Here is a 13970-nt window from a genome sequence, read left to right on the forward strand (position 1 = left end):
TTCTAAGTTTTTGACCGTATTGTCTAAGTTTTTGACCGTATTTTCTAACAGGGTCAAGGTGGTTTAGACCTACTTTTGGGACATCATTTTTCAAATACTTCTCCATGAAAAAGGTGTTTTCCATAGCGCACATTACCCTACTTTGCATCGGACTTTGGCTCTGGTCGTTGGCATGTTCATCGACCGAGCAAAGTCCTTCAGCAAGTGAGCTTCCCTATACGATAGCGACCGAGAACTACGCGGTGTTGGCCGAAAAAGCGTTGACCTACCAATCGGATTTTGATTGGGAAGGATGTGCCGATTTATTGTCCGACGACGTGCAGTATTTTCTACCCGAGAGCTCCCGCCCGTTGGTGGGCAAGGCGGCGGTGTTGGCTTATTGGCGCAATGAGCCTCAGCGAGTGCATCTTCAATCGTGGCAGTTTAGCCACTTCAATCACATTCCTGTGCATAGCCACCAAGCCTTACCCTTTTCGGGTGTGGCGGGGGTATATGTGATTTCGATGTTTCGGGGCGAGCTCCGTTACGTGGATGGCCACACGCGCACGCTGAACCTGAACTGCTGCCTGCATTTCAACGCCCAAAAACGCATTGACCGATGGTATTGTTACTACGAGCACCATCTGATGACTCCTACTTTGATAACCTTTAAAACAATTACTCTTTAAACTTATGAATACTCGAACATTACCCTACTCACTATTTCGCCTTGGACTTGTATGTTTTTGGTTGACTGTTTTGCTATTTCGGCAAACTACCTTTGCTAAAACGTATACAGTACCTTGCAACAGTATTTTCTACGTCAAGGCCAATGCTACGGGCGCCAACAATGGTAGCTCATGGGCGGATGCTTATACCTCGTTGCAAGATGCGTTGGCGGTGACCTGTTCAGGCGCCCAAATTTGGGTAGCGGCGGGGACGTATAAACCCGACCAAGGCATAGGCTATACACTGGGTAACCGCAGCCATTCTTTTTCGATGAAGAGTGGAGTGGCCATATACGGAGGTTTCAGTGGCACAGAGACACAGCATGCGCAACGAAACTGGCGGACGAATGTAACAACGCTGAGCGGTGATATTGGAATGTCGGGGAATAATGGAGACAACAGCCATAGTGTAATCACTAATTATGGAACCAATTCTGTCATAGTTGATGGGTTTACGGTAACGCAGGCAAATGCTACTCCTCCAGCGGGAAATCTCATCGGCGGAGGAATTTACAATGTAGGGTCATCTCCTACTATTAGAAATTGTATTTTTTCTAATAATACTGGGAATTATGCAAATGCAGGGATATTTAATGAGAATACTGGGACTCCAACGATTATCAATTGCCTTTTTATCAACAATGTCGGGACTTTATATTCCTCTGGCGTGTTTAACTTTAATGGCGGTGTGGACATAACAAATTGTACGTTTTATGGCAATCATACTGCTATTATAAATCAAGGAGGAAATTTACTGTCAGTTAGAAATTGTATTCTCTGGGGGAATAATAACTCATTTAACATCCTAGCTGCTGCTGCTACCTCAACTGTTGCTAATTCTATTATTCGGGGCGACTGGAGTGATACGGGTAATCTCAACACGGACCCCCTCTTCGTCAACGCCGCGAGCGGCGACTTCCGTCTCCAGCCTTGCTCACCCGCCATCAATGCGGGAGACCTCGCCACTACTTCGGCTACAGTGGGTAATTTGGACTTGGGAGGAAATCCACGGTTTTACAACAATGGAAGGATAGATATGGGGGCGTACGAATACCAATCTCCTCCACCTGCTGCCATTACTCCGACGGTGGCAACATCAAATCCCACGACCTGTGGAGGTTCAGGGGGTAGCATTATGTTGAGTGGGTTTTTGAACAATACGAACTATTCGGTTACGTACAAAAAGAACAATGTGGCGATTCCGGCGGCTAATTTTACTTCCAACGGCAGCGGAGTGATTACCTTGACGGGCTTAGGGGCAGGAAGCTATACCGATATTGTGGCCACGTACGGAGTTTGCGTTAGCAATGCGGTGACGGCAACCCTTGAAGACCCTGCCAAACCAAGCCTGACGTTAGGAACCATTCCTGCTATCTGCGCTAGTGCCATGACTTTTTCGATTCCATACAACAATCCCACGGGCTCACCCAATAAATATACCATTACGGGAACGGGCATCACCACGGTGACCGACGGTGATTTGATGAATCCTATCACGGTGGAGTTAAGCGGGTCTGTCTCGGGGAGTTTGATTTCTTTTACGCTTACGGTGAAAAATTCAACGACCAATTGTGCGTCAGATATTATTCAGGGCAGTGTGACAGTCGACCCTGTGAGCGTGGGCGGTAGCATTGCAGGTTCGGCAACGGTTTGTTCGGGGACAAATAGCACCACATTGACTTTATCGGGTCAGGTGGGTGCAATCCAAAAATGGCAATCGTCGTTGAGTTCAGATTTTAGCGGAGCGGTGGATATATCAAACACGACGACGGAATTAACAGCAAGCAATTTAACGCAAACGACCTATTACCGCGCGGTGGTAAAAAATGGGGTATGTTCGCAAACGAATTCAACTTCGGCAACGGTAACGGTTGACCCTGTGAGCGTGGGTGGCAGCATTTCAGGTTCGGCGACGGTATGTTCGGGCATAAATAGCACGGTGTTGACTTTATCGGGCCAAGTAGGTACAATCCAAAAATGGCAGTCGTCGTTGAGTTCAGATTTTAGCGGCGCGGTGGATATTACCAATACAACGACGGAATTGATAGCGAGCAATTTAACGCAAACAACCTATTACCGAGCTATTGTAAAAAATGGGGTATGTTCGCAAGCGAATTCAACTTCGGCAACGGTAACGGTTGACCCCGTGAGCGTGGGCGGTAGCATTGCAGGTTCGGCGACGGTTTGTTCGGGGACGAATAGCACGGTGTTGACATTATCAGGCCAAGTAGGTACCATCCAAAAATGGCAATCATCTTTGAGTTCAGACTTTAGCGGCGCGGTGGATATTTCCAATACAACGGCACAGTTGACCGCGAGCAACTTAACGCAAACGACCTACTACCGCGCCATTGTAAAAAGTGGGGTATGTTCGCAAACAAATTCAACTTCGGCAACGGTAACGGTTGACCCCGTGAGCGTGGGCGGTAGCATTGCAGGTTCGGCAACGGTATGTTCGGGGGTAAATAGCACAGTGTTGACTTTATCGGGCCAGGTAGGTACAATCCAAAAATGGCAATCGTCGTTGAGTTCAGATTTTAGTGGGGCGGTGGATATTGCTAACACGACGACGGAATTGACCGCGAGCAATTTAACGCAAACGACGTACTACCGCGCGGTGGTAAAAAGCGGGGTATGTTCGCAAGCAAATTCAGCTTCGGCGACGGTGACGGTTGACCCCGTGAGCGTGGGTGGCAGCATTTCAGGTTCAGCGACGGTGTGTTCGGGGGTGAATAGCACCACATTGACTTTATCGGGCCAGGTAGGCACAATCCAAAAATGGCAGTCGTCGTTGCGTTCAGACTTTAGCGGGGCGGTGGATATTTCCAATACGACGACGGAATTGATAGCGAGCAATTTAACGCAAACGACTTACTACCGAGCGGTGGTCAAGAGCGGCGTATGTTCGCAAGCGATTTCATCTTCGGTAACCGTAACAGTTGACCCTGTGAGCGTGGGTGGCAGCATTGCTGGTTCGGCGACGGTTTGTTCGGGGGTAAATAGCACAGTGTTGACTTTATCGGGCCAGGTAGGTACAATCCAAAAATGGCAATCGTCGTTGAGTTCAGATTTTAGTGGGGCGGTGGATATTGCTAACACGACGACGGAATTGACCGCGAGCAACTTAACGCAAACGACCTATTACCGCGCGGTGGTAAAAAGCGGGGTATGTTCCCAAGCCATTTCGATGACGGCGAGGATACAAGTCCAAATGAAACCAACCATCACGTTGACGATCTTGCAACAAACGCTCAACGAAGGCAACGCTCAAACTTTCTGTGATACAGATGCGAATCCAGTTAATAGTTTGCAGTTTACGGTTTCGGGTTCTTGCGTAGTGGGCAATCCCGTTTGGCGGGTACAAGTGGGCAGTGGTTCGTGGAGCGAGTGGATGACCAATGCCCCAGTTTCCCAATTGTCTAATAACCAATCCCACCGCTACCAAGCGGCTTGTGATGCGAGTTGTGCTGTGACCTACACGAGTCCGATTGAGTTGACGATAAATTATCGCGCATCGACGCCACAAAATGTGTCGCTAGTTGCTGACGGGGTGACGGTAAATGCGGGAGAAACCAAAGAAGTATGTAATATCGAAGGCAATGCGCTAACGTTCAACGCGACTTGTGGAGCGGGAGAAATGCTACTTTATTCAGTCGATGGGGGTGAATATAGCAGCACCCTTCCAACGCAGTTGGTGGATGGTCAGTACCATAATTACCGCGTACGCTGCCGCAAGTCGGACGGTACGGTTTCGTGCGTGGAAACGGAATCAGGGGTGATGCGTTTGCGAATCGTGAGCAGTTCGTTGGCGGCACCCGTGGCGAGCCTGAACGTAACGAGTGGTTGCGGTAGCCCCGTGCCGTTTAGTGGCACGGCCAACTGCGGAACGCTGACGACAATTTGGTACAATGCGTTGACAAACGTAGCGTTGTCGTCTTTGCCCAATCAAACACCTACGGAGACGAATTCATATTATGCCCGATGCCAAGCGGGAGGGGGTTGTTTGAGTGAAAAGAGTAACGTGGTGACTTACACGGTGATACCCGTTGGGGTAGCTCCTGCAATTACGGTGAGTCAAGAAATAGTCTGTACAGGCACAACGGTGAGAATTTCGGCGAATTGCCCTGCAGGCAGTCAAACGTTTTGGAACACGGGTGTAACTGCGTCAAGTTTTGAGGTAGCTTTCAGCAACGTGACGAAGCAGAGTTATTGGGCAAAGTGTCTTTTTGAAGGCGGTTGCCAGAGTGCGGAAAGCGTTCGCAAAGATGTTTACTGGAACGCGTTTGTGGTGACGTTGATAAACATTGGCGAGAGCAAATCAGCGATAAAAACCAACGACCCAAGTGTTTGGTCAAGTCAATTCATCACGCGCGACGGCGGTCCTGAATTGGAACAAAGCACGCAAGTAAACCCAACCCTATATTTTGTAGAAAACGCTAACAAAACGGCCCCTCGTTATTGGACGATTAACGTGGATGCCTGTGCTTGGGGCACAAACGGTTCATTGACGTTCGACATGTTAGCGACGCCCGAAATGGGCGTGCTTCGTTCCTTCAACACGCACGAAAACAACGCGCCTTACTTTATGTACGCCAACCGCGAAGGCTGGACAGAATTGTACGCCCAAAACCATCCCGCTTACGGCTTTTACCAAGACAACGGCGCAGGCGCTAACGTATATGACGCAGGTTTACCGAAGGGTTTGTATAAACTAGGGATTCGTTACTGGGATCAAAAAGGTTGGGGCAGCATTTATCCTTCGACGCGGAAAGCACAAGGCAACGTGTTGGCCTATCAAGAATATTGGTTCAGAATCCAGTCGAAAGACGGGGTAGGCGTGGGAGCAGCGAGGACAGCGGAGAGCGGGGGGCAAGTGGCAAATGGCGAAGGAGCAAATGGCAAAGGTTCGGATAACGGACAACCGATAACTGAGAACGGCGCCTTCGCCACGGTTCTCCCCAACCCTGTTACGCATACGCTTCGCTTGAACGTGCAAGATAGCAAGGGGCAAGTGGTGCAAGCGGCATTAACCGATGCCGCAGGGCGTGACGTTTTGAGCCGTCAATTTGTGCCTGAGACTAACACGCACCAAGAGGAGTTTGGGGTGAGTGAACTACCGACGGGGATGTACTTCTTACGGGTTCAAACTGAAAGTAATAGAGCATTTCTTAAAGTGCTTAAAGTGAAATAAGGTTATATTGGGAGGGGGCGTGTCCTCCTTCTAATATTCCATAGTAGAACATATTAATCAGTAATAAGTTTGGCCTTATTTTCGAGTAGAGCCTAATAATTCCTCTTTTACATTTGATATGGACTCCTTTTTAATTGAAGTAATGATTTGAAACAGAGGGGATACGTAGTATTGCTTAACTACTACTGAATCCGATATGAACGTCAATTGTAACTATTTTGTCAATCTATTCTAATACATATGAATACTATTTTACTTCCATTTTTCTCATCCCGATTATGGCTTATGCCTGTTGGAATAGTCTTATTATTGTTGGGACAAAATACGTTTGCGCAATCGACCTGGAATGGTATTTCCTGGAGCAATGGCGCGCCTACTGCTACCGTCGATGCCATCATCGCATCCAGTGTTGCACCTGGGAGTTTTACAGCCAAGACGCTCACCATCTCCAGCGGCGTAGAGCTGACGATTAATACCGACGATACAGTCATACTCAATGGTAGCCTTACCAACTATGGTAACGGCGTGAGTGGTGTGGGGCACCTTCGCTTTGTAGCCAACGGCTCGTTGCTGGGAAATACGCTAAACTTCAACGGCGTGCTCAGCACAGCTGCCGGGGCTACACTGACTACTGGTGGCCGGCTGCGCCTTACTTCAAATGCTACCAACACAGGTAGCATCGGTAACAGCCAAGGCGCAATCATTGGTGATATAACCATAGAACGTTACATACCCGGCGGCAGAAGGGCTTTCCGTTTCTTTGCCCATCCATTCGCTGGCAGTCTGCCCCTCACCCAACTTACTGATGACATTGACATCACTGGTAACGGCGGGACAGTTAATGGTTTCTCCACTTCTGATACAAATAACCCTTCGGCTTTCTGGTTTAATACAACTACGGGCGACAATTCTACTTCAGGAAACAACCCTGGCTGGAGTGCATTTACCAGTACTAATGGCACGGGAGTCAATGCTTGGGGTACTTATGGTGTCGTACGAGTATTAGTACGTGGCGCTGTAGGTGAAGGGCTTAGCCAGAATTCGTACACACCCAGTCCAGTGACTATAGATTTAACAGGCTCTCAGATTAAACAGGGAAGTGGAAGCATACCTTTTACTAGGGGTACCAATACTAATTTTGTAATAGTAGGCAACCCGTACGCTGCATCTGTAAATGTTGATGCAATCATCCGAACTAACATAGGCAGTGCTTTCTTTGTGTGGGATGCCTATCAGGGAACCAAAGGTGGCTATACCAGCTATACCTTTGGCTCTTCCAATTTTGTCATGCCAATCTTTGGTTCATTTATCACCACACTTACTGCCAGTTCTGGCAGCTGCGCGTTAACAGAAGCCATGAAACGTACCAGCACACCTACAATTATTTTAAATAACAGGGGCGATAATACCTACGGGCTGCAACTACGTCTAGAAGACAGCACGACGTTCTGGGATCGAATGGTTATAAATTTTGATAATAATTCGCAATCTGGTGATGACTATTTCGATGCACAAAAACTCGAAAACCCAGAAGTGAATTTTTATTGTAGAAGTAGTAATGGCAAAAACCTGAGCATTGACTCAAGGCCGTTTGTTGATGCGGAGGTGCTGAGTTTGGGTTTAGTAACACCCGTAAAACAGGGTTTTAAGATCAAGGCTGAAAATTTCAATCTGCCAGCAGGCACCCGGCTTTTTCTCAACGACAGGTACCTAGATAAGAAGATGGAAATTACTGGGAATGGTTTTGAATATTGGTTTAATGTAAATGAGGATGCAACCTCTTCAGGGAATGGTCGTTTTGAACTAATCACACAAGGCCAACTCTTACCTTCAGCCAGTTCGCTGACAATTACTAGTGATTTTAATATTACTAGTGATTCGACTAAGGATAACTCAAAAGTCAACCTTAGAGGTGTCCATTCAATCAAAAACTAAGCCAATATCATGAACGATTTAAAAAAGATAATCACAGGATTGGCACTAGCTCTGTCGTGCTTATTCGCTACCAGTGTTCGAGCACAGGGTCCAGGATTTGACGACGATGTCGTGGATTTTAATTGTACTGTACCTGTCATCACCTGCCCCAACAATATTATGGTGAATAATACACTGGGTCAATGTAGTGCAATTGTGACTTATACAGCACCTATAGGTGCCGATAATTGCGGAGGCGCAACGACAACGCAAATAGCAGGTTTAGCATCAGGTTCCACCTTTCCTGTGGGAGTGACGACAAACACGTTTCGAGTAACTTCAATAAATAACCAAACGGCGGAGTGTTCGTTTACGGTGACTGTGGTCGATGCGGAAGCGCCTAAAATTACGTGTCCCGCCAATATTACGGTGAATAGTACCGCAGGCCAGTGCGGGGCAGTAGTGACGTACACGGCTCCAGTAGGCAGTGACAATTGTTCAGGCGCTGTGACGACTCAGATTGCAGGTTTAGCTTCGGGGGCGACGTTCCCCGTGGGAGTAACGACAAACACGTTTCGAGTGACGGATGCCAATAACCAAACGGCGGAGTGTTCGTTTACGGTGACTGTGGTCGATGCGGAAGCGCCTAAAATTACATGTCCCGCCAATATTACGGTGAATAACACAACGGGTCAGTGCGGGGCGGTAGTGACGTACACGGCTCCAGTAGGCAGTGACAACTGTTCAGGCGCTGTGACGATTCAGATCGCTGGTTTAGCTTCGGGGGCGACGTTCCCCGTTGGTGTCACCACAAACACGTTTCGAGTAACGGATGCCAATAACCAAACGGCGGAGTGTTCGTTTACGGTGACGGTGGTCGATGCCGAAGCGCCTAAGATTACGTGTCCCGCCAATATTACGATGAATAACACAACAGGACAGTGCGGGGCAGTAGTGACCTATACGGCTCCTGTAGGCAGTGACAACTGTTCAGGCGCTGTGACGACTCAGATAGCAGGCTTAGCTTCGGGGGCTACCTTCCCTGTGGGAGTAACGACAAACACGTTTCGAGTAACGGATGCCAATAACCAAACGGCGGAGTGCTCGTTTACGGTGACGGTGGTCGATGCCGAAGCGCCTAAGATTACGTGTCCCGCCAATATTACGGTGAACAACACAACAGGTCAGTGCGGGGCAGTAGTAACTTATACCGCACCCGTTGGGACTGATAACTGCTCAGGCGCTGTGACGACTCAGATTGCAGGCTTAGCTTCGGGGGCTACCTTCCCTGTGGGAGTAACGACAAACACGTTTCGAGTAACGGATGCCAATAACCAAACGGCGGAGTGTTCGTTTACGGTGACGGTGGTTGACAATGAGCCACCAACTGTCACTTGCCCAGCTACCCAAACCTTAGCGCTAGGGTTGAATTGCTCGGCTCTTATGCCAGACTATAAAAATTTGGTTACCCAGTCTGATAATTGTGGGATAAAAAGTGTGACCCAATCGCCAGTAGCGGGAACAATAGTATCAGGGAATAGTACTGTGACCATCACTGTAACGGACAACAGCGATAATACAAGTAGTTGCACTTTTACGGTGAATGTAGTAGATAATACCGCCCCAACGATTACGTGTCCAGCCAATATTACGGTGAATAACACAACGGGTCAGTGCGGGGCGGCAGTAACGTACATGGCTCCAGTAGGCAGTGACAATTGTTCAGGAGCGGTGACTACGCAAATCGCAGGTTTAGCTTCGGGGGCGACGTTCCCCGTGGGAGTAACGACAAATACGTTTCGAGTAACGGATGCCAATAACCAAATGGCGGAGTGCTCGTTTACGGTGACAGTGGTTGATGCCGAAGCGCCCAAGATTACGTGTCCCGCCAATATTGTAGTTTATGAGGGTACGCTTGTGACGTACGTTGCCCCCGTTGGCACAGATAATTGTGCAGGTGCTGTAACGACCCAGACGTCAGGTTTGGGAACTGGTGTGCAGTATCCCGTAGGAGTGACGACGAATACCTTCAAAGTGACAGCGGCGAATGGTCAGACGACGGAGTGTTCGTTTACGGTGACAGTGATAAGCAAACCCACGATTACGTTGACGACGTTGCAACAAACGTTTTCCGAAGGCAACTCTCAAGTTTTATGCGATACGGATGCAAATCCAGTGAACAGTTTACAATTCAACATTACGAGCGGATGCGTAGTAAGTACGCCCGTATGGCGGGTACAAGTGGGCAGTGGTTTGTGGAGTGACTGGTCATCCAATGCCCCAGTTTCCCAATCATCCACTAACCAAGCCCATCGCTACCAAGCGGCTTGCGACGCGAGTTGTGCTGTGACATACACGAATCCGATTGAGTTGACGATTAATTATCGTTCGACCGTTCCACAAAATGTGTCGTTGCTCGTGGATGGAGTAACAGTAGCCGTAGGAGAGACGAAAGAAGTGTGTAGTTTGGTGAACATGCCTCTTACATTTACTACCAATTGTGGGGCAAATGAAGTGGTTGTTTATTCAGTAGATGGTGGCGAATACAGCGCAGGCGTACCTGTTGGTTTGGTGGATAATCAGTATCATAATTATCGCGTACGTTGTCGTCAATCGGGAGGGATGGTTTCTTGTGTAGAGTCAGAATCAGGTGTGATGCGGTTAAAATTGGTGGTCATCCCATCAGCACCGACAGTGTCATTGTCCTCGACAAGCAGTTGTAATCCATCGGCTAGTTTCAGTGGACAATCGTCATGCGGGAGTTTGCGGACGGTTTGGTACAATTCCAGCACAAATGTGGCTTTGCCAAGTCTTCCCGCCATCGTTCCTAGCCAAACGACATCTTACTACGCTCGTTGCCAAACGGAAAATGGCTGTGTGAGTGAAAAGAGCAATGTGGTGACGTTTACCCTGACGCCAACCCAAGTTGCGCCCGTGATTAAGGTGAGTCAAGCGATAGTCTGCACAGGCACAACGGTGAGAATCTCAGCCAACTGCCCCGCAGGCAGTCAAACGTTTTGGAACACGGGCGTAACTACTTCAAGTTTTGAAGTGTCGTTCAGCAACGTGACGAAGCAGAGTTACTGGGCAAAGTGTCTTTTTGAAGGCGGTTGCCAGAGTGCGGAAAGCGTTCGCAAAGATGTTTACTGGAACGCGTTTGTGGTGACGTTGATAAACATTGGCGAGAGCAAATCAGCGATAAAAACCAACGACCCAAGTGCTTGGAGCAGTCAGTTCATCACGCGAGATGGCGGTCCTGAATTGGAACAAAGTACGCAAGTGAATCCAACCCTATATTTTGTAGAAAATGCCAATAAACAAGCGCCCCGCTACTGGACGATTAACGTGGATGCCTGTGCGTTGGGGACAAACGGTTCATTGACGTTCGACATGTTAGCGACGCCCGAAATGGGTGTGCTTCGTTCGTTCAACACGCACGAAAACAACGCGCCTTACTTCATGTACGCCAACCGCGAAGGCTGGACAGAATTGTACGCCCAAAACCATCCCGCTTACGGCTTTTACCAAGATAATGGCGTAGGCGGTAACGTTTACGATGCAGGTTTACCGAAGGGGTTGTACAAGTTGGGCATTCGCTACTGGGATCAAAAAGGCTGGGGCAGTATTTATCCTTCGACGCGGAAAGCACAAGGAAATGTGTTGGCCTATCAAGAATATTGGTTCAGAATCCAGTCGAAAGACGGGGTAGGGGTTGGAGCAGCGAGGCAAGTGGCAAAGGGCAAGTGGCAAGGGTCGGATAACGGACAACCGATAACTGAGAACGGCGCCTTCGCCATGGTTCTCCCCAACCCCGTCACGCATACGCTTCGCTTGAAAGTGCAAGATAGCAAGGGGCAACTAGTGCAGACTACCTTGAGCGATGCCGCAGGGCGTGACGTTTTAAGTCGCCAATTTGTGCCCGAGACCAACACCCACCAAGAAGAGTTTGGGGTGAGTGCGTTACCGACGGGGATGTATTTTTTAAAGGTTTCGACGGCTAACCAGCAAGCGACGCTGAAGGTGGTGAAAGTAGAGTAGAATTAGAGAATTATATACCAAAAGTCCTGCGAGCGTAAAGCTTCAGGACTTTTTTTGTTTGTTTTTTGTCTCTAAATTTACCCTCTCAATGAAACTGACTAAACTCCTACTCTAACTTCAAGTACAAACCACGTTGGTAAATGTACCTAATAAAATGTATGATTTGGTGTAAACACAAACAGTACTTTTTTGCCGCTTTTTTGCTGCTTTTTTTACTCATTAATGAGTGCATTGGGCAAGATTTACATCATCCCGAAGCGTACAGTTCTAGCTACGACATCGCCTATCAATACCCTTATCCTAAGCGTTGGACGATGATTGATTCCATTCGTTCAAATTTGTTTACCCACTTAAAAAGCAAAGAAGGGTATTTGTTTAGGGTGGCTGTAGCGGAGTTAGCGGCCAAACGGCACAAGGATGACAAAGCGCTGCTGATTGCGGAGTTGGCCAAAATGGATTACCTCCAACGAAGTAGCAAAGTGGATTTACGAACGTTTGAAGACTGGTACAAAAGTAGCCTAGAAGAGGCGGATAAATTGGATTTTTCGGAAATCAAATCAGCCTTTACTTTTTTGTACGCAGTTAATTTGAGTCTTAATTACCAACAAGATGTGCAATCATTGTATTTTCTCAACAAGGCGATTGACTACAGCAGTGCATTGGGAGAAGGGATGTCCACCCAAAAAGGACTGTTATTGAGTGGAGTAACGCGGATATTTTATCAATTTGATGATTTTGCCAGTGCTGTTAAGTATGGTAAAGAAGTAGAAAAATACGACATCAACCAAGTGGAGAAGTTTTTGACCTTGGACATTGTGGGAGTGTCGTACTTAAAACTTAAAAACTATGACTCTGCGCAGATTTACGTGGATAAATCGCTGCAAATGTTCCATCGGGACTTTGCCAACAAAGACGATAAAAAAGTGTGGTATGGAATATTGATGGGGAATAAGGCGCATGTGCTGAAAGGGCTAGGAAATTTGACAAGTGCCATCCAACATTATAAAATTGGAATCGAAGAAACTAGTAAGCACAACTTGTTGGACAATACCTGTCGGTTTGCGATTGGCTTGGCGGACTTGTATCTATCCCAAAACAACATGGCAGAGGCTGGTAAACTCCTTCCACTAGCCCAAAAAGCTACCTACAGCCAAGGCAACGAGTCGGATCATCTGCAATTACACCAGTTACTAAGCAAGTATTACAAGGTGGTTGGGGATATGTCGTTGGTAGTGCTTCACAAAGACTCAATTAACTATTGGACGGAGGTGTTGGAAAAACGCAGGGGGAAAAATGTGCAAATTCAGGCCGATTTGAAGCTAGAAACGGAGCGCAGACAGCATGCCGAAATGACGCTTGATGAAAATATCCGCCAGCAAAAACTCAACCGAATCATTACGATTGTGATTATTCTGTTGGTAACGGGCATAGCTTTTGTCGGGATACATCGACAACGCTTGTTGATGAAGGTGAGGGAAAAAGAGTTAAAAATTCAGCAACAAGAGGCAGAAAAACAACTGATGCTTGAACAAGAAAAAGCCAAACGCGAGCAGATGTTGGCGCAGCTAAAGCTGGAAGAGTTTACGAACATCATCGTGGCGAAAAACAAGCAAATCGAAATGTTGGAGGCCGAAAACGAACGGGGAAGTAATGACGCAAGTATTCGGCAATTGCAAAGTAATTCGCTACTTACCGATGAACAATGGAGTAGTTTTAAGTTGCTTTTTGAAGAAGTGCACACGGGTTATTTGTCACGTTTGAAAGAAAAAGTCCCGAGCATATCACCTGCCGAAATTCGCTTTATGGCCTTGGCCAAACTAAAACTGGATTCCAAGGAAATGGCCTCATCGCTGGGAGTTTCTCCGAATGCGGTTCGTAACGTGTGGTTTAGGCTTAGGAAGAAAATAGACCTGCCTGAAGAGGTGACGTGGAATGATTTTTCGGATACTATTTAGGGTTAAAATGAGCTTGCTCTATCGTTGAAAGTACCTCCTTATTTCTACAAGCAAAAATGCCTTCAAGTCACTTGAAGGCATTTTTGCTTGTAGAAATAGTCTGATTATTAGGGGGTTGTGATTTGTGATGTTTTTGTGATGCGACAATTTTTGTAAACAGGGTAG

General features: G+C 47.5%; 5 protein-coding genes. All 5 read left to right on the forward strand.

Annotated features, from left to right (window positions below):
- The first annotated feature begins 104 nt into the window (after nt 1-104).
- Entirely contained in the window at nt 105-668 is a 564-nt protein-coding gene (locus FHS57_RS11665; RefSeq protein ID WP_183973751.1) for a nuclear transport factor 2 family protein, read from the forward strand.
- 4 nt (nt 669-672) lie between these two features.
- Nucleotides 673-5898: a DUF8696 domain-containing protein gene (locus FHS57_RS11670; protein ID WP_183973753.1), complete on the forward strand. Its 5226-nt coding sequence runs from the start codon at nt 673-675 to the stop codon at nt 5896-5898.
- Nucleotides 5899-6138: 240 nt separating this feature from the next.
- Nucleotides 6139-7833, forward strand: a complete 1695-nt coding sequence (locus FHS57_RS11675) for a hypothetical protein (protein ID WP_183973756.1) — start codon at nt 6139-6141, stop codon at nt 7831-7833.
- Nucleotides 7834-7842: 9 nt separating this feature from the next.
- The gene (locus FHS57_RS11680; protein ID WP_183973758.1) at nt 7843-11850 is read left to right on the forward strand and encodes an HYR domain-containing protein; all 4008 of its coding nucleotides are present in this window, start codon (nt 7843-7845) and stop codon (nt 11848-11850) included.
- Between the two features lie 158 nt (nt 11851-12008).
- A complete protein-coding gene (locus FHS57_RS11685) occupies nt 12009-13805 on the forward strand; it encodes a helix-turn-helix transcriptional regulator (RefSeq protein ID WP_183973760.1) in 1797 nt (598 codons plus the stop codon).
- Nucleotides 13806-13970: the final 165 nt, after the last annotated feature.

The organism is Runella defluvii, assembly GCF_014195535.1.
Lineage (GTDB): Bacteria > Bacteroidota > Bacteroidia > Cytophagales > Spirosomataceae > Runella > Runella defluvii.

What these genes read in the sequence shown, in the direction of transcription:
- FHS57_RS11665 (WP_183973751.1), top strand. Translation starts at nt 105, where the DNA reads ATGAAAAAGGTGTTTTCCATAGCGCACATTACCCTACTTTGCATCGGA.
- FHS57_RS11670 (WP_183973753.1), top strand. Translation starts at nt 673, where the DNA reads ATGAATACTCGAACATTACCCTACTCACTATTTCGCCTTGGACTTGTA.
- FHS57_RS11675 (WP_183973756.1), top strand. Translation starts at nt 6,139, where the DNA reads ATGAATACTATTTTACTTCCATTTTTCTCATCCCGATTATGGCTTATG.
- FHS57_RS11680 (WP_183973758.1), top strand. Translation starts at nt 7,843, where the DNA reads ATGAACGATTTAAAAAAGATAATCACAGGATTGGCACTAGCTCTGTCG.
- FHS57_RS11685 (WP_183973760.1), top strand. Translation starts at nt 12,009, where the DNA reads ATGATTTGGTGTAAACACAAACAGTACTTTTTTGCCGCTTTTTTGCTG.